Annotated in this window: 19 protein-coding genes and 1 tRNA gene; 11 read left to right on the top strand and 9 right to left on the bottom strand. The window is 44.6% G+C overall.

The window, feature by feature from the left end; all coding sequences use genetic code 11:
• Nucleotides 1-11: 11 nt before the first annotated feature.
• The 6 genes from ACPD8L_RS08680 to galK all read right to left on the bottom strand — a co-directional run bounded on the left by ACPD8L_RS08680 (nt 12) and on the right by galK (nt 5,368).
• Nucleotides 12-1,301, bottom strand: a complete 1,290-nt coding sequence (locus tag ACPD8L_RS08680; protein ID WP_423942946.1) for an APC family permease — start codon at nt 1,299-1,301, stop codon at nt 12-14.
• A 10-nt stretch (nt 1,302-1,311) separates the two neighbouring features.
• The gene (locus ACPD8L_RS08675; protein WP_423942945.1) at nt 1,312-2,541 is read right to left on the bottom strand and encodes a glycoside hydrolase family protein; all 1,230 of its coding nucleotides are present in this window, start codon (nt 2,539-2,541) and stop codon (nt 1,312-1,314) included.
• A gap of 37 nt (nt 2,542-2,578) precedes the next feature.
• Nucleotides 2,579-2,734, bottom strand: a complete 156-nt coding sequence (locus tag ACPD8L_RS08670) for a hypothetical protein (RefSeq protein ID WP_293302377.1) — start codon at nt 2,732-2,734, stop codon at nt 2,579-2,581.
• A gap of 9 nt (nt 2,735-2,743) precedes the next feature.
• Nucleotides 2,744-3,103, bottom strand: a complete 360-nt coding sequence (locus ACPD8L_RS08665) for an outer membrane protein assembly factor BamE (RefSeq protein ID WP_293302375.1) — start codon at nt 3,101-3,103, stop codon at nt 2,744-2,746.
• A gap of 92 nt (nt 3,104-3,195) precedes the next feature.
• Entirely contained in the window at nt 3,196-4,230 is a 1,035-nt protein-coding gene (locus ACPD8L_RS08660; RefSeq protein WP_423942944.1) for a UDP-glucose--hexose-1-phosphate uridylyltransferase, read from the bottom strand.
• Nucleotides 4,217-5,368, bottom strand: coding sequence for a galactokinase (gene galK / locus ACPD8L_RS08655; RefSeq protein ID WP_423942942.1), 1,152 nt, complete (start codon nt 5,366-5,368; stop codon nt 4,217-4,219). The genes ACPD8L_RS08660 and galK overlap by 14 nt, the downstream gene beginning before the upstream one ends.
• 164 nt (nt 5,369-5,532) lie before the next feature.
• On the opposite strand from galK, the gene ACPD8L_RS08650 reads away from it, so the two are divergent.
• Together ACPD8L_RS08650 and ACPD8L_RS08645 are read left to right on the top strand one after the other, a co-directional pair.
• Nucleotides 5,533-6,246 carry an NUDIX hydrolase gene (locus tag ACPD8L_RS08650; protein WP_423942940.1) on the top strand — a complete coding sequence of 238 codons (714 nt, stop codon included), beginning with the start codon at nt 5,533-5,535 and terminating at the stop codon, nt 6,244-6,246.
• Nucleotides 6,247-6,336: 90 nt separating this feature from the next.
• Nucleotides 6,337-7,887: a sodium/sugar symporter gene (locus ACPD8L_RS08645; protein ID WP_421810058.1), complete on the top strand. Its 1,551-nt coding sequence runs from the start codon at nt 6,337-6,339 to the stop codon at nt 7,885-7,887.
• A 14-nt stretch (nt 7,888-7,901) separates the two neighbouring features.
• Here the strand turns inward: ACPD8L_RS08645 and ACPD8L_RS08640 are convergent, their stop codons facing one another.
• A complete protein-coding gene (locus tag ACPD8L_RS08640; RefSeq protein ID WP_423942939.1) occupies nt 7,902-8,789 on the bottom strand; it encodes a LysR family transcriptional regulator in 888 nt (295 codons plus the stop codon).
• A 73-nt stretch (nt 8,790-8,862) separates the two neighbouring features.
• On the opposite strand from ACPD8L_RS08640, the gene ACPD8L_RS08635 reads away from it, so the two are divergent.
• The 3 genes from ACPD8L_RS08635 (at nt 8,863) to ACPD8L_RS08625 (ending at nt 12,885) form a co-directional block, all read left to right on the top strand.
• Nucleotides 8,863-9,771: a DUF1338 domain-containing protein gene (locus ACPD8L_RS08635; RefSeq protein WP_293302362.1), complete on the top strand. Its 909-nt coding sequence runs from the start codon at nt 8,863-8,865 to the stop codon at nt 9,769-9,771.
• A 142-nt stretch (nt 9,772-9,913) separates the two neighbouring features.
• On the top strand, nt 9,914-11,752 hold the full coding sequence (locus ACPD8L_RS08630) for a glycoside hydrolase family 2 protein (protein WP_423942937.1): 1,839 nt from the start codon (nt 9,914-9,916) through the stop codon (nt 11,750-11,752).
• A gap of 5 nt (nt 11,753-11,757) precedes the next feature.
• Nucleotides 11,758-12,885: an aldose epimerase family protein gene (locus tag ACPD8L_RS08625; RefSeq protein ID WP_423942936.1), complete on the top strand. Its 1,128-nt coding sequence runs from the start codon at nt 11,758-11,760 to the stop codon at nt 12,883-12,885.
• A gap of 6 nt (nt 12,886-12,891) precedes the next feature.
• Here ACPD8L_RS08625 and ACPD8L_RS08620 read toward each other — a convergent pair whose 3' ends face one another.
• On the bottom strand, nt 12,892-15,639 hold the full coding sequence (locus ACPD8L_RS08620; RefSeq protein WP_423942934.1) for an alpha-L-rhamnosidase: 2,748 nt from the start codon (nt 15,637-15,639) through the stop codon (nt 12,892-12,894).
• A gap of 86 nt (nt 15,640-15,725) precedes the next feature.
• On the opposite strand from ACPD8L_RS08620, the gene ACPD8L_RS08615 reads away from it, so the two are divergent.
• The 5 genes from ACPD8L_RS08615 (at nt 15,726) to ACPD8L_RS08595 (ending at nt 22,458) form a co-directional block, all read left to right on the top strand.
• Nucleotides 15,726-16,136: a 6-pyruvoyl trahydropterin synthase family protein gene (locus ACPD8L_RS08615; protein ID WP_116218652.1), complete on the top strand. Its 411-nt coding sequence runs from the start codon at nt 15,726-15,728 to the stop codon at nt 16,134-16,136.
• Nucleotides 16,137-16,461: 325 nt separating this feature from the next.
• Nucleotides 16,462-16,887 carry a helix-turn-helix domain-containing protein gene (locus tag ACPD8L_RS08610; protein WP_423942932.1) on the top strand — a complete coding sequence of 142 codons (426 nt, stop codon included), beginning with the start codon at nt 16,462-16,464 and terminating at the stop codon, nt 16,885-16,887.
• 409 nt (nt 16,888-17,296) lie between these two features.
• On the top strand, nt 17,297-20,515 hold the full coding sequence (locus tag ACPD8L_RS08605; protein ID WP_423942930.1) for a SusC/RagA family TonB-linked outer membrane protein: 3,219 nt from the start codon (nt 17,297-17,299) through the stop codon (nt 20,513-20,515).
• A gap of 139 nt (nt 20,516-20,654) precedes the next feature.
• Nucleotides 20,655-21,890 carry a SusD/RagB family nutrient-binding outer membrane lipoprotein gene (locus tag ACPD8L_RS08600; protein WP_423942929.1) on the top strand — a complete coding sequence of 412 codons (1,236 nt, stop codon included), beginning with the start codon at nt 20,655-20,657 and terminating at the stop codon, nt 21,888-21,890.
• Between the two features lie 493 nt (nt 21,891-22,383).
• Nucleotides 22,384-22,458 (top strand) — tRNA-Val (locus ACPD8L_RS08595).
• 50 nt (nt 22,459-22,508) lie between these two features.
• On the opposite strand, the gene ACPD8L_RS08590 is transcribed toward ACPD8L_RS08595, so the two are convergent.
• Nucleotides 22,509-22,670, bottom strand: coding sequence for a hypothetical protein (locus ACPD8L_RS08590; protein WP_423942928.1), 162 nt, complete (start codon nt 22,668-22,670; stop codon nt 22,509-22,511).
• A gap of 166 nt (nt 22,671-22,836) precedes the next feature.
• On the opposite strand from ACPD8L_RS08590, the gene ACPD8L_RS08585 reads away from it, so the two are divergent.
• On the top strand, nt 22,837-23,043 hold the full coding sequence (locus ACPD8L_RS08585) for a helix-turn-helix transcriptional regulator (RefSeq protein WP_116218651.1): 207 nt from the start codon (nt 22,837-22,839) through the stop codon (nt 23,041-23,043).
• Nucleotides 23,044-23,144: the final 101 nt, after the last annotated feature.

Below are 23,144 nucleotides of genomic sequence, written 5' to 3'. Positions count from 1 at the left end.
TCGACTTGTGTTTAATGGTCGTCTTTCCTTCTTTTTTTATAGATCCATTCCACTAAAAAGCAAAAGAGCATAATGGCCACGGAAACCAATACTCCTGTTAGGTTGGATTGCAGCTGTTGATGGATAAGAATGATCAAGGCCACAATGCAAAGCACAAAGCCCGATATGGGTATTATTTTGTTTGCCTGCACTTCATTGGATAGTTTAAACCCTACAAAATTCACAATGCCGAAAATGAGTATGAACCCTACGCTCCCTGCAGTGGAGATACTTTCAAGTTGAAGGACGTTCACGAGGATCAACGTAGTGACTGCGGTAATCAACAGACCAATGGGCTGTCCCCAGAGTTTGGCCAAAAAGTGATGCGGCAATTCATCATCTTCCGCAATCTCATAATTTACCTTGCTTCCCCCGTACAGTGAAGCGTTAATGGCGGAAAATGTGGAAATTAGGGCGGCAATGGTGATTATGGTAAACCCAAGCTGTCCCAACATGGGTTTGGCCGCTTCGGCCAATACATAGTCTTCTGCTTTTGCAATCTGTTTAAAAGGTAATGACCCCACGGTGACCACGGCTATCACAATATAGAGCAGTATCACAAAAATTACGGAGAAATAATAGGCCCTTGGGATGTTCTTTTCTGGTTTTTCTATGTCCGGGGCGGCATTCGCAATCAATTCAAACCCTTCATAAGCCACAAATATGACCATTCCCCCTGCGAACAATTTTATGGGGGTTTCCCAATTTTCCAAAGCCAATTGATCTAGATTGGGATTTCCCATAAGTCCATAGGCGCCAACGCCAATGAACCCAAGAAGAATGATGAGTTTAATGATCACGGCATATGATTCAATCTTGCCCACCACTGCAATACTATAATAGTTGATGCCTGTTGCCAAAAGAATGATGGCACTTGCATAGATATGGAAATCTACGGTTTTGTTTGAGGTAATTTCCCATAGATTTGGGGCGTAGGAACCAAAAGCTGAGGCGTACAAGGAGAGCATTACAATATAGCTTACCCATAATAGATTGTTTATGGCTCCACTAAAGACGGTTTTCCCGAACCCTTGGTTGATGAATTTTACGGTTCCGCCACGATCGGGATATTTTTTGGATAGCTTCACGTAGCTGTATGACGTAAGTAGGGCTAGAATTCCGGCAAATAGAAAGGCTACAGGTGTACCACCTTTGGCGAGGGAAGCGGCCAAACCCAGTACCGCGAATATACCGCCCCCAACCATTCCGCCAATTCCTATGGAGATGGTATCCTTGAGACTTATTTTCGGGGTATCTTTCATTTTTTTGGTGTTAATCCGTCCTAATTGGAATCTGTACGTTGAACGATGAGCCATCCTTTCTTGGTCCTACGTTTATAAGGGAACAGGCCCCGTACAGGACCAACGGGTTCCCTATATCATCCAATAAAAGCTGCGGTCGCTCCAGATGATGTACCTTAATGGTATCGGAATTCTTTAAGATGACTTCCTTGGCCATGAAAAAGGACGACTCTGGTTTGGTCCAATCCATCCCATCCAAGGATTCAAGTACGGCCAATCCAGGTTCTTTGCCGGTAATGTTTCCGGTAAAATCCTTAAAGACAGCATAGAACCTTTTATGTTTTTGGTGATACCAGACGTAAGGGTCCTCCGCAGAGCTTATTTTGCCATTTTTATCCTTAATATCAAAAACAAAATCATCTGAAGGGATAAAAGGACCCGTTGGGGAGTCGGAGATGGCAACACCGTGAACCCCTTTCCAATGGGGCTCGTAGAGATTTCCTTTGAAAAACAACAGAAATTTTCCGTCTGAAGGTCGTTGGACCACAGCCGGATTGACAACAATAATATTATCGGGCATGGCTTGGGTACCTTCGGGGGAAGGGTCTACAATGTCGTTGCTTTTTACCCGTGTTCTGGGTGACAATAGAGGTTGGTCCGGTCTTTTAAAGTTGCCCGACATCAAATCTTGAAAATTATTGAATGCAATGACCCCGATTTTTTGGGACTGCTGTACTCTATTTCTCTTGTTTACATTTTCTCCCTTTGAACCTTGTGGCTGTGGGCCGGGATCTTTGGAGCCGATATAATACAGGTAATAGGTTCCATTGAATCTTTTTAGGTGGGGGTTGTGCACCATTTGTGCATCCCAGGCCAAGGAATCGCCTTCAAGGGCCCTTCCTTGTAACACCACTTTTTGGAATTTAAAATCCCTATCAGGATGGTCAGAGACCGCATAAGCAATTTTGGAATGGAGCACCCATGAATCCCCAAATTTGGGAAGGGAATCCCCAGACTCCCAAGTACTGTATAGCATGTGGTATTTTCCATCGTCTCCTTTGAGGGCACTTCCACCCCAAACAAACCTATCAGGGTCGTTCAATACGGATGGCCCTTCAAGAATATCTCCCTGTATAGTGGCATTAATGGGTAAGGGGTGAATAGTAAGTGTAGGGGATTTGTCTTCATGGCAGCTCCATAGAAACGCATTTGCCAGTAGGAGCAGTAATATGTTGGTGGTCGGGGTTATCTTTTTGTTCATATGGTTTTTCGTCGGTTGGTCTTTTTTAAGATGAGCTCTATTTTTTTTCCTCTATTGACTTGAGGGTGTATTTGTCGTAGGCCATTACATCAAATATTTTTGATTGCCCTGTGTTCAGCCATTTTTTGTAAATGAGCTTCCCGTTCATGTAGACGTACAACTCATTGTCTTTTGTTTCTTCTGTATAAACCATAATATCTGTTTATCCGTCCCAAACCGAAAAGTCGGAGACTCTGTTATTATCATCAAAGAGAATGGTAAGTCTGCCTGTGTTGATTCCCCGTTTTGAAGCTCCCAAATAATAATCAAACTTGTTTTTTGTCTTGGATTCAGGCTCACCCAATAGGTCAAGGATCTCTGTTTTTGTCATTCCTTTTAACAGGTGCTTCTCTAGCAAACTGCTCATCATGTTCCAGCGTAAAGAAGGTTCAGATTCAGACTCAACCCAATTTTTCCATCTATCCGGTTCAAAGGATTCGTGGTCAACATTTCCCCTTAGAGCCAGTCCAATCATGATGGTCGCTCCGAAAACCAACAGGCCATATGTAAAAACCTTTCTCAATAGTTATCGCTTGGGTGCTTCGCATTTATTTCCATCTAAATGCCTCTGTATCCAACAAGATAGTAATCTTTTGGAAAGCGTCCAATGGGGATCTACGCTTTGATGAAATGGGTGCGGGGCAGTTTGCGGAGAATATCTGCCGCTTGTTCTGCGGTAATATCGCGTTGGGGATTCGCAAACATTTCGTAGCCTACCATGAATTTCTTTACCGTGGCCGACCGCAATAAAGGGGGATAAAAAGACATATGGAAGTGCCACTCTGGGTGATCTTGCCCATCGGTTGGCGATTGATTGATCCCAGCCGAATAGGGAAAACTGGTTTCAAAAAGGTTGTCATAGAGGGTAGTCACCTCCTTGATGACTTGGGCAAAGGAGTTTCTTTGCGCATCATCCAATAGGGATATGTGGGCCAAAGGTTCCAAAGGAACAATCATGATTTCATATGGCCAGACCGCCCAATACGGTACCAAGGCAACAAAGTGGTTGTTCTGTACAACGATACGTTCCCCTACTTCAATTTCTTGGGATATGTAGTCGGACAGTATGGTTTTTTGATGTTGTTCCCAATAGGAAGCAAAGGCATTGTTTTTTTTCTGAACCTCTGTCGGAATGGATTGTTGCGCCCATATTTGGCCATGGGGGTGGGGATTGCTGCAGCCCATAAGCTCCCCTTTGTTTTCAAAGATCAGTACATGGTTGATATTGGGGAGTTTTCCCAGTTCATCATACTCCTTTTGCCACAGGGTGATGACCTTCTCAATGTCTTCCACTGTCATCAAGGGTAAGGTAAGGGAGTGGTCAGGGGAAAAACATACCACCTTACAAATACCGCTTTCACTCTTGGCCTGGGTCAATCCTTCTTTGAATACCTCATGGGGCACATCGGGCAACAAAGCGGCATAATCATTTACAAAGGAGTACGGCTCGGTGTATTCCGGATTGGCGGCACCACTGGCCCTAACATTTCCCGGACACAGGTAACAAGAAGGGTCGTAAGGCTTTTGCGGCGCAGCAACGGTCTTTTCATTCTTGCCCTGCCAAGGACGTTTGGTGCGTTGCGGCGATACCAAGACCCATTCGTTGGTAAGAATGTTTAGCCGGTAATGGGGTTTTTCATAGAGCTGCATCCGAGAGTTTTCTTAGGGTTGTGCCATTGCTTGTGCGTACCGGGATGGCACCTAGGTCTATGCCAAACTCCTTTTTGTAGACCTCCGAAATTTCTTTGATATAGCGCTCCATGTGGTCTCCGTGCACCAAATGGATGGTGCAGCCTCCAAATCCGCCGCCCACCATCCGGGCTCCCGCCACATAATCTTGTTCTTTGGCGTAGTCTACCAAAAAGTTCAGTTCGGGACAGCTGATATCATAAAGGTCTCTGAGCCCTTCATGGCAGGTATATAATAAACTACCCAATTGCTCAATGTCTTTTGATTTTAAGGCCTCAGCAGCATCCAGTACCCGTTGGTTTTCCTGGACAATGAATAAGGCCCTTTGGTATTGGATATCGGTCAACAAAGCTTTGGATGAAGTCAATAGGTCCAAGTCAACATCCCGAAGGGATGTGATGTGGGGATGTTGCTTTTGTATTCGTGCAACGGCCTCAAAACATTCATCCTGTCTAGAATTGTACTGTCCGTCCGAAAGCTGGTGCGATATATTGGTATTCAACAGGAGCAACTCATATGGGCCCATGGATGCAGGTACGTACGCATGATGTAAGTTGGAGCAATCCAAAAAAATAAAATGGCCGGATTTTCCATGGACCGATGAAAATTGGTCCATGATACCACACTTGGTCCCCACAAACTCATGCTCTGCCTGTCGGGAAAGGGTAATGATCTCCAATTTTGAAAGTCCAAGTTCGAATAATGCATTGAGTCCGGAAGCAAGCCCACATTCCAAAGCAGCCGAAGAACTCAACCCCGATCCAATGGGAAGGTCGCTCTCGATCTCGCAATCAAATCCTTCAAGGGAATGTCCGAGTTTTTGTATTCCCGCAATCACTCCCAACAGATAATTTTCCCATTCAATGGAGCTTTTTTCAACCTTTTGCAGGTTAAGGCGTAGAGGTGTCCCATACCCCTTGCTATGGATATGGCACATTTGGGCAGAACCATTTTTCTTGAGCCTGAAAGCGATTTTTTTATCTATCGCAGCCGGAAGGACGTAGCCATTGTTATAATCGGTATGACCACCAATTAAATTGATTCTGCCGGGAGAATCAACCGCTATTTCATCCAAGGTATGGGCCATTATACTATCCATAGTGCAATGATACAAAATAAAAGTAAAAAAAACTTTTATTTTTCTGGGCCAATGGAAGAAAAAATTGGATGCCGCAGATGGAACAAAGTGCTTATATTTAAAAAAGGTAAATAATTCATTTTGGTATATTTGGAAACATTTTTATCAACCTATCCGCACATATCTTGACCGTACATAAGTATAGACCCGAACAAAGTATTGCAATCGCTGTGGATTGTATCATATTTGGTTTTGATTCCAAAGATTTGAAACTTTTGTTGTTTCGGCGTAAAACTGACCCCCTCAAAGGGTCTTGGTCCTTGATAGGGGAATTGATAGATAATGATGTGTCTTTGGACCAGAGTGCCAAAGACATATTGTACAGGTTGTCTGGTCTCAAGAATGTTTTCCTGAAACAGCTCAGAACCTATGGTTTGGTAGATAGGGACCCCTTGGAGCGCGTGGTTTCCGTGGCCTATTACAGTTTGATCCGGATTGATGAGTTCAACCTTCAATCTTTGGAAAACCATGATGCCAAGTGGTTTGATTTTGACCAGATACCCGATTTGATCTTGGACCATGGCCAAATGGTGGATGATGCCATCAAAAGCCTACGATCCAGTGCACGATACAATCCGCTGGGCTTTGAGCTTCTCCCTGAATATTTTACCATCCAACAGTTGCAAACGCTTTACGAAAGCATATACCGGACCGCTTTTGACCCGGGCAACTTCAGAAAAAAGATGCTTTCCCTTGATATTTTGGAAAGAACGGGCGAAAAGGACAAATCAGCGTCCAAGAAGGGAGCTTACCTGTATCGTTTCAAAAAAGAAAATCTGAAACAGTTTCCAACCCAGACGGGGGATTTTGAAAGTATAAAGGAGGTGATAAAGTTCTAAATACCAATTCATTGAAATAATAAAAGTTTGGTTTACATTTATTATTTCTATATTGGAAGCCAAACATCCCCTTGGGGATAATTTGAAATTATGGATTTTGCCAAACTGGATTTCATTGTTTTTATTGGATACTTGGTCATGTTGGCCAGTATAGGTATTTGGATTTCGGTCAAGAATAGAAACCGGAACGAACAAGAGTATTTTTTGGCGGGGAAATCCCTTCCTTGGTGGGCCATTGGGGGCTCGTTGATTGCCTCCAATATTTCTGCGGAGCAATTTATAGGGATGTCCGGATCAGGCTATGTAGTGGGCATGGCAATTGCCTCCTATGAATTGATGGCGGCCCTGACCCTTATCATTGTGGCCAAGTTCTTCCTGCCCATCTTCTTGAAAAACAACATATACACCATGCCCCAGTTTTTGGAGCGCCGCTTCGATAAGCGTGTCAAAAGTACCATGGCGGTGTTTTGGGTGTTGCTCTTTGTGTTCGTAAACATTACTTCGGTACTCTACTTGGGTAGTTTGGCCCTGAAGACCATATTGGATATTGATATGCTGTATGGGGTAATAGGGTTGGCATTGTTCGCGGCTACATTCTCCATTTTTGGGGGCTTAAAAGCGGTAGTATGGACCGATGTCATCCAAGTGGTCGTGTTGGTGTTTGGCGGACTGGTCTCCAGTATTTTGGTGCTTGAGGCCTTGGGAGGAGATTTTCTAAACGGATTTATAACCTTGATCGAAAAGGCCCCGGAGAAATTCGATATGATTTTGGACAAAGGCCATCCCGAGTATAAAAATCTGCCTGGAATCAGTGTTCTGGTTGGCGGTTTGTGGGTGGCGAACCTGTATTACTGGGGAACCAATCAGTACATCATTCAACGTTCCTTGGGGGCCAAGAATATCAAAGAAGCGCAGAAAGGAACCATTTTTGCCGCCTTTCTCAAAATTTTATTGCCCATTATCGTAGTGGTGCCCGGTATAGCGGCCTATGTCTTGGGTGCTGATTTGGATTTGCCGGACGAGGCCTATCCATGGGTGTTGAAAAATTATGTGGGAACCGGACTCAAAGGATTGGCGTTTGCTGCATTGATTTCGGCTATTGGATCTTCCCTTAGTTCCATGGTCAACAGTGCCACCACCATTTTTACCTTGGATATCTACAAACCGTTGTTCAAGGAAGAGTCGAGTAAAAGACTTGTTTTCATCGGAAAAGCTTTTGCAGGGCTATCATTGCTCTTGGGTGTGATTGTTGCCCCGATGTTGGGTGGGTTGGACCAGGCATTCCAATACATACAGGAGTATACCGGTTTTATAAGCCCAGGGGTCGTGGTGGTATTCTTGTTTGGGATGTTTTGGAAGAAGGCTTCCGCCAATGGCGCCTTTTGGACCATAGTGTTCTCCATTCCCCTTTCGGTTGTTATCAAGTATGCGTTTCCCGACTTCCCTTTCATGGATCGTATGGGAGTGAGCTTTCTGGTACTTACAGCGGTATTGGTGATTATTTCACTGGTGGAGAATAAGGAAGGGGATCAAAAAGCGATTTACATCAATCCGGAACTCTTTAAGACTTCAAGGGCCTTCAACATATCCACCTTCATCATTATTGGAATCCTTGCCTTCCTGTACGCCATCTGGTGGTAGCATTCAAAGATTGATCACAGCATCGGTAGAAAATTCTGGAACGCAGCATTGTCATTGGTTTTGTTCCAGACCGCAAAGAGATTGGTTTTTTGTTTGATGTTGTTCAGTTCTATAAATCGGATGTTGTAATTGTGCTCGTCGCGCAATGAATTGGGCACAATGGAAACGCCCATGCCATTTTCTACCAACATAAAGATGGTAGGGCCATGAATGGAACGGTGGGAAATCTGCGGAACAAACCCATGGAAGGCACACATATTTAAGATCTGCTGGTAGTAGAGGGGGCTTTTTTCATTAGGAAAAAGGATGAAGCGCTCTTGGGCCAACTGCCCCAGATTTTTAAAATTTTCTTGGGTGATGGGATGCTCACTTGGCAATACCAAGGAAAAATTTTCTTCATAAACGGATTTGATGTTCATGCTGTGAGCTATCTGGTTGGATCGCATAAAACCAATGTCCAAATCCCCACTCTTAAGGGCTTCGAGTTGTTCCTCGTTGGTAAGTTCCTCAAGGTGGAGCTGTATGTGGGCGTGGCTGCGTCCAAATTCCTTTAATAAGGGAGGCAGATAACATTGCATGGCGGAACCCACAAAGCCAATGTGGATTTCACCCTGATTTCCTTGGTGTTCGGATTGCCAACGCGCAATGGATTTTTTCAATTGGGCCTCCACCAACTGAGCTTCCCGTAAGAAAAGTTGCCCGGCCCGATTAAGCGCTACGCTGCGGTTGGTCCGATCAAACAAGGTGGTTCCCAGTATCGCCTCGAGCTGTTTAATTTGTTGACTTAACGCAGATTGTGAAATATGTAAGGTTTCTGCGGCTTTCCCAAAGTGTAAGGTTTCCGCCAAAGCCAGAAAACTGCGCAGATGATGAAGCTCCAATTGATTAATTATTCTTATCATTTCATTAAAAATAAGAATTGTTTAGAATCAAAGGTACAGCTAATTTTGATATCCTGATTATTGATCATACGCTATGAAAACAACAGATACAAAAGATTTGCAGCAAATTCTCAAAGCCCTGATGGATCCTTACAAGCAAAGGGTGCCCGATGTGGAAAAGATCACTTCCGCCATGGTGAAGAACGCCATGATAGGGGACACGGATGATATCGTAAACGACCATATCGCCTTTCGGACCTTGGGGGTGCCCCATTTGGGAATCGCTTCTTTTGAAAAAATCTTCTTGCATTATGGATACTCCAAAAAGGACTACTACTATTTTGAAGGGAAAAAATTGAATGCCTATTGGTATGCGCCGCCCAATCCCGATTTTCCAAGAATCTTTATCAGTGAATTACGAGTGGGTGACATGTCCGAAGAAGTTCAGGGCATCATCCATAAGTATGCAGGGAGTCTTAAAGGAGACCCTGTGGATCAACTGGACTTGGATAATCCCCAAGAGGTGGGAGATTTCTTTTACAAACCCCTTTGGCAATTGCCCACCTTGTCCGATTTTAATACACTTGCCCAAGAAAGCGAATATGCGGCTTGGGTCATCTACAACCGCTATTACCTGAACCACTACACCATAAGCGTCCACGATTTACCGGAAACGTACAACACCATTGAAAAGTTCAATATGTTTTTGGAATCCATAGGCGTACAACTGAATTCCTCCGGGGGAAAGATCAAAACAAGTGAGGATGGATTGTTGAAACAGAGCAGTTCCATAGCACAGATGATCGATGCGGAATTTGCAGATGGTGAGACTTCCAAAATTGCGGGGAGCTATGTGGAATTTGCCGAACGCTTGCCGTTACCGGGCCATGTAAAACAATCAGGATTGGTGGACCGTGCCCAACGGAGGGATGGCTTTGAATCTGCCAATGCCGACAAGATTTTCGAAAGCACCTATAGTGAGCAGACCAACACGCTCAAATAAACGGTTTGGTTTAGAGAGATTTACCACTAAAAAATACTCTGCCCATCATCAGTGATGATTTAATAAAAGTTTTTTGTACTTTTATTCTGCACGTAAAAAGGGTCGATGTCAGTTTTGCTCGACCCCTCAAAACAAAACAGATATGATTCGTACAAAGACCATGGTCAGCGGCATTTTAATTCTTTGCTTTTTGGCCCTTTCCCAATTTGTGGATGCCCAGGAGAGTTCTTCAGATTTAAAGACCCAGTGGGCCAGTCAGCTAAATGTTGATGAGCCTTTGCCAGAGTACCCACGGCCCCAATTAAAAAGGACTAAATGGGAAAACCTAAATGGGCAATGGGACTATGGTATCACGAATCAGGCTGGTGAAGCACCTGTAACTTATGATGGGAAGATTACGGTTCCCTTTGCGGTTGAATCCTCATTATCCGGAGTCAAAAAAAGGGTAGGGAATGATGAGGCGGTCTGGTACCGTACAAAATTCCAAGTACCGGCCTCATGGAAAAATCAAAATGTGGTATTGCACTTTGGTGCAGTGGATTGGGAAGCCACGGTGTATGTGAACGGCAAGTTGGTGGGGATGCACCAAGGCGGGTATGACCCCTTTTCATTTGATGTCACCGCTACCTTGAACCGTTCAGGTTGGCAAGAACTGGTGGTTAAAGTATGGGATCCTTCCAGCGACGGTACCCAGCCCAGGGGCAAGCAGGTGACAAAGCCCAGCGGCATATGGTATACCCCGGTAACGGGAATATGGCAAACCGTTTGGATGGAACCCGTTCCCAAAAAATCCATCCAAAATATAAAAATCACCCCCGATATTGATCAGTGCACACTGATGGTAAAGACCGTAGGCAACGGACAGCTCGGAGACGGGTATTCGGTACAGCTTACGGCACTTGATGGAAGCACAACGGTAGCTTCGGCAAAGGGTTCCGTTGGACAAGATGTGGCACTGAATATCAAGGACGCCAAACTATGGTCGCCGGACAATCCGTTTTTGTATGACTTGAAGGTGGCCTTGTTGCGAAATGGCAAAAAAGTGGACGAGGTGGAAAGCTATTTTGGCATGCGAAAGATTTCTGCGGTGAAGGATGCCAATGGTCATATGCGAATGGCCCTGAACAATCAAGTACTTTTTCAATACGGCACCTTGGACCAAGGCTGGTGGCCCGATGGTCTGTACACGGCCCCATCGGACGAAGCTTTGGCCTATGACATTGAGGTGACCAAAAAACTGGGGTTCAATACCATCAGAAAACATGTGAAGGTGGAACCTGCCAGATGGTACTACCATTGCGACCGATTGGGCATGTTGGTATGGCAGGATATGCCCAATGGCGATAAAAGTGCCGATTGGAGAGGACCATCCGGCTATGACGGAAGGGAAATGGAGCGAAGCGCACAGTCGGCCCATCAATTTTATAAGGAATGGAAAGCGATCATGGACGCCAATCACAACAAACCCTCCATAGTCATGTGGGTGCCCTTCAATGAGGCATGGGGGCAGTTCAATACTGTTGAGGTCATCAATTGGACCATGGAATACGATCCTTCCCGCTTGGTCAATGGACCCAGCGGAGGGAATTTCTTCGCGGCTGGCCATACCGTGGATGAGCACAGATACCCCGGACCCTCCATGCCCCAAAGAAATCTTCACGCCCCGGACATCATCAACGGAAGGATCCTTTTGTTGGGTGAATTTGGCGGACTGGGATTGCCATTGGAAGGACATTTGTGGCAAAAGGACAAAAACTGGGGGTATAGAAACCTTACCGGAAGGGACGAATTACTGAGTTCGTACAAAGAGCTGTTGGTCAAAATCCCCGCATTGATCAAGGACGGACTTTCTGCGGCCATCTATACCCAGACCACGGATGTTGAAGGCGAGGTAAATGGTCTCATGACCTATGACAGGGCCATCATCAAAATGGATGTGGATGAAGTGCACAAAGCCAATTCAGCCTTGTACAAAAACTAGGGGCCATGAAAAGAATATTTCATTTAATAGTAGTTTCTTTACTCCTTTTTAGCTGCGTGAAACCTCAAGAAAAGACCATAAAACGGATAGACAAGAAAAATTTCGAGAAGATTGTAGATGGCAAGCAAGTTAGCCTTTACGTTCTTGAAAACGAACAAGGTACGGTGGCCGAGATCACCAATTATGGCGGCAAGGTCGTTTCCTTGTGGCTGTCCGATAAATCGGGTAATTATGAGGATGTGGTCCTTGGGCATGAAAACATCGATGATTTTCTCAATGCCAAGGAAAAATATTTTGGTGCCATTATTGGGCGTTATGGCAATCGGATCGCTCATGGAAAGTTCACCTTGGACGGCAAGGAGTATACTTTGGCCACCAATAATGGGGACAATTCCCTTCATGGAGGGAACAAAGGTTTTGATGCCGTGGTATGGGATGCCAAACAAGTGGATGCACAGACCTTGGAGCTGACCTATCTCTCCAAAGATGGGGAAGAAGGGTATCCGGGGAATCTATCGGTACGGGTGTTGTACCAATTGACGGATGCCAATGAACTCAAAATAGAGTATTGGGCCACTACGGACCAAAGTACCGTGGTGAACCTCACCCACCATTCGTTCTTTAACCTGCATGGCGCGGGCAATGGTACGATCAATGACCATCTCCTTCAGATACATGCGGCGCATTATACGCCTGTGGATGCGGGATTGATCCCGACTGGGGAGATCGCAGCCGTGGAAGGCACTCCGTTCGATTTTCAGGAATTAAAACCCATCGGAGCGGAATTGGAGGTGAAAAACCAACAGTTGGACTACGGCATGGGATACGACCATAATTTTGTGCTTGAGCAAAACGGCGAAGGCCTCAACTATGCGGCCAAGGTGGTGGAACCCACTTCTGGTAGGGCCATGGAAGTATATACCAATGAGCCCGGGATGCAGTTCTACGGAGGTAACTTTTTGGATGGTTCCATTGTGGGCAAGGAGGGCAAGGCCTATGAATTTAGGACGGCATTTTGTTTGGAGACCCAACATTTTCCAGATAGTCCCAACCAACCTGATTTTCCCTCCACCCGATTGGACCCGGGCGAGGAATATTATTCCATTTGCGTGTATAAATTCTCCGTGGAATAATAGGCCCTACTCGCTTATCAAAAAGGTATAGTCGCCTGCAGTAAGGGGAATTTCGTATACCCCTTCTTGGGTCGGTTCCATGGATTTTCCGTTCATGGTGATGTGCCCCCCGTGCAGTACCACGGTGGCGGTGCTGTTCGGTGGGATTGTACAGGAATATGCTATCGGTTCGCCCTTTCTTTCCCATTGGGAAACGATCAATCCATAGCTACTTTGAAATTCCGCTTCAAAATTGGTGAGGCCCTCCACAAAGTTGGGTTTTAGGGTAAAGTCCTTGAATCCGGGAGAGTCTTCATTGGGCAAAATGCCCCCGATTCCCTTGTAGAACCAAGCACTGATGGCTCCGAACATGATATGGTTCCGAGAAAGGTCCGAAGACGCATCAATGTCCCAGTTTTCATAGAGGGTGGTGGCCCCGTTCTTGATCCACCATCCCCATGAGGGATAGGTTTCCTGAGAGGCGAGCACATAGGCCAGGTCTGCATGGCCATTTTGGCTCAAGGCCCCTAAAATGGTCTTTGTGCCCAACAGGCCCACATCAATATGATTGGTTTTTTTGACTTCCCGGGCCAGTTGGTCCGCCACTTTTTGTTTCAATGAATCTGGTACAATGCCCCAATACAAGGGGGCACTCAATTCCGTTTGAAAACCACTGCCGTACAGACCCGTCTCTGGGTTTAAATATTTGGTATTGATGGCATTTTTGATATTTTCGGCCAGCGTTGCATACGTTTTATAATCCTCTTCCTTACCAAAATGTTGGGCCGTTTTGGCCAAGATGGTGGCATCCACATAATAGTAAATGGATGAGGTGAATTCCTTGGGCGTAACCGATTTTACGGGAACCCAATCTCCAAGACCCCAATCCGTGAGTCCGCCTTCATAACTCAGCGAAGTGATATGGTCCACATATTTTTTTAAGGGTCCGTACATCTCGTGCAAAGCACGGTCATCGCCATAAAACTGGTACAGCTCCCACGGGATGATGGCAATGGTACTGGTCCAATCCGGGCCGTTGCCCCAATCGTAGCCCCATCCGCCCCACGTGGGAATAATGGAGGGGAGCACCCCGTTTTCCTGCTGCTCGTCCCGGTGGTCGTCCATCCATTTTTCATAAACACCCAGGGCATCAAAATTATAGAGCCCCGTTTCTATGTTGATGTGTGCATCGCCCGTCCAACCGTTCTTTTCCCGTTGCGGGCAGTCCGTGGGGTAGCCCACCAGATTGGATAGGTAACTGGCATTGGTGGCTTCCCAGATTTTGTTGATGGTCTCGTTGGAGGCGTGGATCTTTCCAATGGGTTTCACATCGCTGTGGATAAAATGGGCCGTGATGTCCTCTAGGGAGAGGTCAATGGGCCTGTTGCTTTGGACCTCCACATATTGGAACCCTTTGTAATTGAAGCGTGGCCTGAACATTTCCTCATCGCCACCCTTAAGGGTGTAGATATCCGTTTGGAAAGGGTCCAAGCTGTCTTTGGGGCGGTAATGCACAATGATGTTGGATAGGTCCAGATTGCCCAGACTGTCCAGTTGTTCGGCATGCGTGACCCTAATTTCTGTGCCTTTTTCCCCTTTCAGTGCCAGTTCGGTGACCCCGGAGATATTTCGGCCCAAATCAAAAATATAGCGTTGGTCGCTCCGTTTGTCCATGCTGGCGAAGGGCAGTTTTTTTCCGGTGATGGCGGGGAGGGACTGTGCCGTAATCTGCTCCGAGGGCGCTTTGGCCTCCAAGGCATTTTTCCATTGGGAATCGTCAAATCCTGAAGTGTTCCAGCCCGGGAGTTCCAGTCGGGCATCGTAGTGTTCTGCCGTGTAGATGCTGTTGAACACCACCGGGCCCAAGGTTGTTTTCCATGTGTCGTCCGTGCCCCATACTTCGGTGGTGCCATCGGTGTACCACACTTTTAGGTCCATCAGAAAACGGGGACGGTTACGCCATCCTGCTTCGTGAAAGTTCCAGACCGCGGTGGATTGATGGTTGTACCACCCATTCCCCAACAACACCCCAATGGCCACTTCGCCTTCCTGAAAAAAGGAAGTGACATCATGGGTCACATAGAGGTTGCGACGGTCAAAGCGGGTATAGATGGGGTTCAGCCAATGGTCGTCCACTTTTTGTCCGTTCAGGTAGAGTTCGTACAGTCCGGCGGCGGTGATGTAGGCCCGTGCCTTCACCACTTTCTTTTCGGGTGCGAATTCCTTTCTAAAATAAGGGGCAGGTTTTAGGTCCATGTCCTCCACATCGGTGATCCAAGTGCCTTTCCAGTCGGAAGTTGCCATCAGCCCCGTTTCAAAAGAGGAAACGGTGATATCGCTCTGGCGGCCATCGTCTGCAGTGATCTGCACTCCCCAATAGTATTTGGTATGCGCCTCGAGCGGTTTTCCGTCGTAGGTCAACAACATACTGTCCGATGTACTGTGCTTTTCCCAAAGGCCGCCCTTGCCCTGGGCCACGGCTACGGAATCCACATCCACATACATATGGAATTCCTGCTGATGTTTCACGCGCTGGTCCCCTGCGGCAATCCGCCATGAAAACCGGGGAAGGTCGGTATCCAATCCCAAAGGCTCTACCATGTGCTCGGTGCGAAGGTCCGTCAAAGCAATGGGGCTCTTTTTTGGGGTACAGTGGATAAGGATGGTGGCAGAAATCAGGGTAAGCAACAGCAATCTGAGCATGGTCGGGTTTTTGGTCTGTGCTAAAATTACGGGAACGGATCGGTAAAACGGCAGCTTGCCCGCTTTTTTCATAAAAACGAGGGTTTCTTAAAAAACCTGATTAATTTTGCAGCCTCGGAGGGATTTTGATGCATCCCTTTGTTAAAATGATCTGCGGTATGATTGCGACAATATGTAGAAAGGCCCATTTCAATGCAGCGCACCGGCTCCACAATCCCAAATGGAGCCAAGAGAAGAACATTGCCATGTTTGGCAAATGCAACAGCCCTAACTATCACGGGCACAATTTTGACCTTGAGGTGCGGATCAGGGGAGAGGTGGACCCGGACACGGGCTTTGTGATGGACCTGGCCGTACTGGGCGAATTGATCCGGGCGGAAGTGGAGGAACGCTTTGACCATAAGAACCTGAACGAGGACTGCCCCGAGTTTGCGGACCTGCTGCCCACCACGGAGTATTTTGTGAAGGTGATCTACGATATTTTAAAGCCCAAACTGGCCCAAGGCCAATTGTTGCACATTACCCTGCACGAAACGCAAAAGAATTCTGCGGAATATGGGGATTGGTAAGAAATTTCAAGCATTGCAATTTCCTTTTTTGATGTTAAAGCTGGTTTATTGGATTGTTGGTTGGGTTGAAGTCGCCGCACCTTTTTATTAATGCCTCCATTTTTGCAAAATCATGATCTTTAAGCTATGTGTCTTTTTTAGTTGAGATTTTGATTTCTGGCCATAATCAGTGGTTAGCAATACCCTTTCATTTTTTCATCCGTCAATTCATTTGGGGCATTCATCAATTGGTATACCCTCTTTCTGTGCATAGTCATTATTTTACCGGTTAAGGTTTTGAAAGGATAATGGCTGGTTTACTATGAAAGATATATTTCAAATTTTTTTGCCAAATCGAAATATTCGGTTTTCTGAAGATGAAAATGGATCTGCCCAGAAGTATGAAAAATCCGGCCTGACTATTGAGCAGGCACTGAGAATCAAAGAGAAGGTTGAAATGGCCCTTAAGGTTGATAAGCTATACAGGAACAATGCATTGGGACTCAATGACCTGTCCTATTATATTGAGGAGGACAGGTACAAGGTCTCCCAGGTCTTGAACGAACACTTTGAGAAAAATTTTTATTCATTGTTGAACCATTACAGGATTCGTGAGGCGAAGGATCTGTTGTTGGAACAATCCTCTTTAAGTGTAAAGGCTATAATGTACGAAGTTGGGTTTAACAGTAAAACCAGTTTTTACAGCGCGTTCAAAAAAGAAACAGGAGTAACGCCAAACGACTACAGAAGCATAGCAGAATTCGCTTCATAAACTAGTTTTGCCTGCCATTTCTTACTTACCCCTTCACCTAACTTCTAATAAATTCATTGAAGACTTCTTGTATAACTTTCCGAAGTGTACTCATGCTTTTATTGGGGAATAACCAAAATGATAAATAAGAGCCGATAAAATTCTGTTAAAAAAAGTTCCTCTTCTTGGGCAATTACTTTTTTGAAGTTCACCCCGTTTTAAAAGAACTGTTTCTAAAAAATCATATAGTTGTTTTGTCCCTGCAATTGTAAAGGTAAGGTGGTGAGATGCCTTACTACTTTATTAAAAAACTTTCCATTAAGTTTTGTTTTCGTACTAAGGATATTATTTGAATTAGCTATCAAAACATTCTCCCACCTGCCTTTCTCAGTTGCACTAACTCAAATCTACTAACAAAACTGTTAACTCTATGAAAGTAACAAGACTGTTTGGGACATTGGCATTTCTTATAGTGTTCATGACATCGGCATGGTCCCAAGAAAAAACAATTACAGGTACTATAGTTGATCAGGATGGATTAACACTCCCAGGGGTCAACATTGTAGTTGAAAACACTGCCAATGGTACCCAATCTGACTTTGATGGTAACTATACCATTAATGCAAGCACAGGTCAGACACTCATATTCACGTATCTGGGACAAAGAACCGCAAGGCGCACAGTTGGTGCGCAAAATGTAATCAATGTCCAGATGGAAGAGGACACCCAAGCTCTTGAAGAGGTTGTGGTTACTGCCCAGGGCATAAAGGCCAAGCCAAGATCTTTGAGTTATTCTATTCAATCTGTTGAGTCTGACGATATACAAAAGGCTAAAGAGACCAACTTGGTAAATGCGTTAAGCGCAAAAGCCGCTGGGGTTCAAGTAACATCATCTTCAGGTTCAGTAGGGGCGTCGGCCAATATCCGAATCAGGGGAAACACATCGATTACCCGATCAAATTCACCCTTGTTTGTTGTTGATGGTGTGCCAATAGACAATTCATCGTTTTCTGAAGATGCCACACAGTCATTCAACAACTCAAGCTTGGGAGGTAGTGACTTTTCTAACCGTGCCATCGATATAAATTCGAATGATATTGAGTCAGTGAACATCCTTAAGGGAATTGCTGCCCAAACACTCTATGGTTTACGGGCAGCAAATGGTGTTGTTCTTATCACGACCAAAAAAGGAAAGGCCGGTAAAACCAGGGTATCAATAAACACTAGCACTTCATTTGCCGAATATAACAGGGTTCCGGCCCTACAAAAAGTTTATGCGCAAGGTCGTCATAATGCAGACGGTAGTGGATTTGAATATAGGGGACCCGAAACTTTTGAAGGAGATTCATGGGGCCCAAGAATTGCAGATTTGGAGTTTGACGGGGCAACAGACTACCCCTTTGATAGGAATGGTAGGTTGGTTTCTGCAGGCACTGGAAATGGAATTTCTGCAAGGGCTTATGACCATTATGATTTCTTTAAGACCGGTTTTACGACCGATGTAAACCTTTCCGTAAGCGGTGGCAACGAAAACATCAATTATCGCGCTTCCATTGGAAGGTTAAATCAACTAGGTATTGCACCAAATGAGAAATTCGAAAGAAAAACCTTTCGGTTGGATTTAAGGGCAAAATTAACAGAAGCTATGACTCTCGATGCTTCGGGGCAATATGCCAACTCTGGTGGAAACCGAGTGCAAAGAGGATCTAACATTTCAGGGATTATGTTGGGTCTTCTCAGAAATTCGCCGACTTTTGATATGGGCAACGGAAAAAAAGGTCAAGCCGCGGCCAACGACCCAGCTACGTATTTTTATGATATTCCCGGAGCAGAACTACCAGGGCACAGAAGTTATAGGGATGGGATATATAACAGCCCATATTTTGCAGTCGCCCGTAACAGAAACAATGATGATGTCAATAGATTTATTGGAAAGTTGGGGTTGACTAATAACCTTAATGATTGGTTATCTTTTTCAACCACGGGCTCCATTGATAGATATACGGACACTAGAAAAATCGGTTTTGACATATTAGACGCCTCTTTTGGAAATGGTAGGGTCATCAATGATGTAATTGCCAACCAAGATGTAAACTGGAATGCTGTCCTTACCGCAAATCATGATTTTAGCGATAAGTTTGGACTGTCCGCAAACATAGGTTATGACGGTTACTATAACAAAACCAATAGACAGTCCGTTATAGGGGATGGCATGACCATACCTGGTTTTTTTAACCTATCAAATGTAAGCACTACTCAAGCCCAAGAATTGTCGACCAAAAGAAAACTTATCGGGGCATTTACAACTGCTACCTTAAGTTACGATAACATGCTGTTTCTTACGCCCTCGTTCAGAAATGACTGGTCTTCCACTCTTCCGGTCAACAACAACACCTTCCAGTCCTATTCCTTAGGGGGTAGTTTTGTTTTTTCAGAATTATTGGGAGAAAGTTTCATGAACTATGGTAAGGTTCGGGCTGCTTACGGTGTAGCCGGTAATGATGCGCCTGTTTTTGCAACAATCACCAATTTTGGAGGCACCACGGTAAGTGGGGATGGGTTTATACAGAATGTTATTTTCCCTGCGTATGACGCTACATCTTTTGAAAGATCGGCTCGTGCAGGAAATCCAAACTTGACCCCTGAGAAAACAACCGAATTGGAATTAGGTGTTGAATTGAATATGTTCAACAGTCGGTTGAAATTAGATTTCACCTATTACGATAAGGAAACAGAGGATCAGATCATTTTTGTTGATGCTGCACCTTCCTCAGGTTTTATTGACAGGTATGAGAACGTTGGCCTTGTAACCAACAGCGGTTATGAAGTATCATTGGGAGGCACTCCTATAAAAAGTGACGATTTTGAGTGGAACATCAATTTAAACTGGACAACCTACGAGAATGTGGTCGAGGAACTGGTTGATGGGGTCGAATCCATTACCTTGAATGGTTTCTCCAGTACCAGCTCCAGAGCTATTGCTGGAGAATCGTATGGTGCTATCTTCGGCCAAAGATATGCCAGAAACGATGCGGGTGAAATCCTGATCGATGATGAAGGGTATCCTCTTGTAGATGCAGAAGACGGTATTATTGGCGACCCAATTCCAGATTGGTTGGCAGGTATCGGTAACACGTTCCAGTATAAGAACCTGGGGTTGTCAGTTCTTTTTGATATTCGTCAAGGGGGTGATGTTTGGAATGGCACCAAGGGTATCTTGGATTATTTTGGAGTATCAGAAGAAACCTTACTAAGAGATCAAACTACCGTTTTTCAAGGAGTGGTAGAATCATCAGGGCAACCCAATACTTTGGAGGTTCCTTATTCAGACCCAACAATCAGTGAAAACAACAACTTTTGGAGAAGATATGGTTTTGGGGATGTTGCCGAAGGGAATGTCTTTGATGCCTCATGGATACGCTTAAGGGAAGTAACCTTGAGCTATAGTTTGCCCCAAAAATGGTTAAAGAATACAGGAATCGAGGAGTTGTCTTTTTCTGCGTTTGGAAGAAATCTATGGCTTGACACGGATTACCCCGGAATTGACCCTGAGACGAATTTGACAGGGGACACAAATGGTATTGGTCTGGATTATTTTAACCAGCCAAACACCAAAAGTTATGGCCTAAATGTTCAACTTAATTTCTAAAAAAGTTATGAAAAATATAGCGATAAAAATCTGTCTATTAACTATTATTTCACTTGTTTCGTGTGAAATAACTGATGTAAACGTAGATCCTGACAATCCTTCGGCAGAACAAGTCAACGTTGGGGCTATTTATCCAGGTATGATTTCCCAGACACACCGCAATTTAGTTGCACTGGGAGGAAGGATTGCTGGAATAGTGGTGCAGCAATTTGAAGGATTGGATGCACAACAGATTGCGTATGGTCAGTATAACATTGGGGAAAGCGATACAGACGATCTTTGGGATTTTGGTCTGTATGCGGGATCTATGAAAGATGCATTTGTGATAATGGACAATAACCCAGGGGAGGCAAGTGCCTTGGCCAAATTGTATATGGCTGTAAATTTGGGAGTGGCCACCTGCACATGGGGCGATGTTCCTTATAGTGGGGCATTCACAGGAGATCAGGGAAACTTAACACCCACATACGACTCCCAAGAATCCCTATATCAAGTCATCCAAACTTTACTTAGTGAGTCCATTTCGGAAGGAGTGGTATCTGGCATAGGGGCATTTGCTGGCGCAGGATCTGCTGATAATGTTGATTGGGAAGGTGTGGCCCACGCATTGAAGGCAAGGTATTACCTTCATTTAACGACGGTGGATGCATCTGCGGCACAAAATGCTCTTGGTGAAATACAACAAGCTTTCTCAAGTACCGCCGAACAACCAGATTTTATTTACAGTACCCCTGCTCAAAATGCCAATCCATTATTTTTATTTGATAACGATAGGCCCAGCACCTTAGGCTTTTCCCAAGTTTTGTATGCTGAAATGGAGGCGAAAAATGATCCAAGACTACCCTTGTACACGGCGGATGGTGAAAGTTTTGCAGGTGTAGATGGTCTGTTTTGGGGACAAGCAGCTTCTCCTACTCCACTAATTTCATATTGGGAAGTTAAATTTATAGAAGCAGAAGCAATTGTTCGGACTGGAGGTTCTGATATTGATGCCCTTGCAGCACTAAGGGAAGCGGTAGTGGCCAATATGCTTTATATGGGCGTATCCCAAACTGATGCAGACTCTTATGTAAATTCTATAGCCTTTGGCGCTACCCAAGAAGAAAAAATTGAAACCATTTTAAATGAAAAATGGGTTGCTCTATACGGCAATGCGCCTATCGAGAGCTGGGTGGACTATAGAAGGACTGGGTATCCTGACCTATTGCCAAATCCAGATGCGGTGCCAAGTGTAAACCCTTCAGGAGTTATACCCAGAAGATATCTTTATCCTATTTCCGAACGTCAGACCAATTTAGAGAACTATGAGGCTGCAATAAACGCCCAAGGAGGCCATTTGTTGGATGATGATATCTGGGCATTCCCCAGTAATTAACGGCTGCTATACAAGTGGTATATAGTTGTAAAAACCACCTTAAAACGAAGTTCCCCCAAATTGTGTCCTAACCTTTTGGGGGTATTTTTATACCTATGGTCCTATATATAAATTATAGCTAACGGGACAGTAGCTATACGATTTTGATACTTTTAGGGGGATTGCCAAATAAAATAATTTTATGAAATAGTCATCTAAAATATTTTAAAGCCCAAACTGGCCCAAGGCCAATTGTTGCACATTACCCTGCACGAAACGCAAAAGAATTCTGCGGAATATGGGGATTGGTAACAATTTTTCCGATATTGCACCGCTTTTTAATCGAAAAGAATTCCTCGCGGCTTGCTGCGGGGTTTCCGATAAAATTGTCATTCCCGTGAAAACGGGAATCTAAATAACAGAAATTAGGTTTTTGACCTTTAGGTCAAAAAAAGAACCAGCCAAATACCCATTAGCTTGCTATGGGGATAGTTGGTTCCAAAAAGTCTTTAATGGGATATTAGCTCAGTTGGTTTAGAGCGCTGCCTTGACAGGGCAGAGGTCACTGGTTCGAATCCAGTATATCCCACTTTCTTTGGCCCCTTGGCCGTTACCGCCCGATGTCCTTCGGGTATTTTTTTACTCGTATTCCGCGATTTTGCTCCTTAGTTTTAGGTTGTCCCGTACCAAACGCTCGTTGCGCAGTTGTAGGAGGTCCATTGCTTTTTGAAGGATCTGGAGGCTCTCCAACTGTAGGCCTATGATCTGTTCCAGGTCGGATTTGGTGTAGGTTTTGCTCATAATTATGTTTTTAATTTCTGAGAAAAAACTTTAAAAGTTTATTTATCTCCCAATAAAGCATATCAAAGTTATATAAAGATTTTTAAAACTCCTAATAAGGTATATTTTAATGCTTACAGTATTTATTTCTCTTGGTTATTTTTATTGTTGAATCATCGCATTTACTATGGATAAACCATTTTATAATAGAGTTAAAGCGGTTTTAGCTGAAAAGGGAAAAACCAATAAATGGCTGGCTGAACAATTGGATATGAATACAAATACCATTTCAAAATGGTGCAGAAACGAAATGCAACCGAGGGTAGAAAATCTATTTCAGATAGCCGAGGTTTTGGATGTGAATGTGAGGGAGCTTCTTGTTTCGACCAAATAAACGATGATCAAATACATTAATTGTATTCCATTTTGGGGTGTATGGATGTGTTTTATATTTATATAAACAAGTTAGCTACAATGCCGAAACAAACTTCATAG

The organism is Flagellimonas algicida (assembly GCF_049629585.1).
Taxonomy (GTDB): Bacteria; Bacteroidota; Bacteroidia; order Flavobacteriales; family Flavobacteriaceae; genus Flagellimonas.
Note: the sequence above shows the minus strand (reverse complement) of the source record. Positions and strands in the feature narration are given on the sequence as shown.

Excerpts from the sequence above, each read along its gene's own strand:
- ACPD8L_RS08680 (WP_423942946.1), bottom strand. The coding sequence starts at position 1,301 with ATGAAAGATACCCCGAAAATAAGTCTCAAGGATACCATCTCCATAGGA.
- ACPD8L_RS08675 (WP_423942945.1), bottom strand. The coding sequence starts at position 2,541 with ATGAACAAAAAGATAACCCCGACCACCAACATATTACTGCTCCTACTG.
- ACPD8L_RS08670 (WP_293302377.1), bottom strand. The coding sequence starts at position 2,734 with ATGGTTTATACAGAAGAAACAAAAGACAATGAGTTGTACGTCTACATG.
- ACPD8L_RS08660 (WP_423942944.1), bottom strand. The coding sequence starts at position 4,230 with ATGCAGCTCTATGAAAAACCCCATTACCGGCTAAACATTCTTACCAAC.
- galK (WP_423942942.1), bottom strand. The coding sequence starts at position 5,368 with ATGGATAGTATAATGGCCCATACCTTGGATGAAATAGCGGTTGATTCT.
- ACPD8L_RS08645 (WP_421810058.1), top strand. The coding sequence starts at position 6,337 with ATGGATTTTGCCAAACTGGATTTCATTGTTTTTATTGGATACTTGGTC.
- ACPD8L_RS08640 (WP_423942939.1), bottom strand. The coding sequence starts at position 8,789 with ATGATAAGAATAATTAATCAATTGGAGCTTCATCATCTGCGCAGTTTT.
- ACPD8L_RS08635 (WP_293302362.1), top strand. The coding sequence starts at position 8,863 with ATGAAAACAACAGATACAAAAGATTTGCAGCAAATTCTCAAAGCCCTG.
- ACPD8L_RS08630 (WP_423942937.1), top strand. The coding sequence starts at position 9,914 with ATGATTCGTACAAAGACCATGGTCAGCGGCATTTTAATTCTTTGCTTT.
- ACPD8L_RS08625 (WP_423942936.1), top strand. The coding sequence starts at position 11,758 with ATGAAAAGAATATTTCATTTAATAGTAGTTTCTTTACTCCTTTTTAGC.
- ACPD8L_RS08620 (WP_423942934.1), bottom strand. The coding sequence starts at position 15,639 with ATGAAAAAAGCGGGCAAGCTGCCGTTTTACCGATCCGTTCCCGTAATT.
- ACPD8L_RS08615 (WP_116218652.1), top strand. The coding sequence starts at position 15,726 with ATGATTGCGACAATATGTAGAAAGGCCCATTTCAATGCAGCGCACCGG.
- ACPD8L_RS08605 (WP_423942930.1), top strand. The coding sequence starts at position 17,297 with ATGAAAGTAACAAGACTGTTTGGGACATTGGCATTTCTTATAGTGTTC.
- ACPD8L_RS08600 (WP_423942929.1), top strand. The coding sequence starts at position 20,655 with ATGATTTCCCAGACACACCGCAATTTAGTTGCACTGGGAGGAAGGATT.
- ACPD8L_RS08590 (WP_423942928.1), bottom strand. The coding sequence starts at position 22,670 with ATGAGCAAAACCTACACCAAATCCGACCTGGAACAGATCATAGGCCTA.
- ACPD8L_RS08585 (WP_116218651.1), top strand. The coding sequence starts at position 22,837 with ATGGATAAACCATTTTATAATAGAGTTAAAGCGGTTTTAGCTGAAAAG.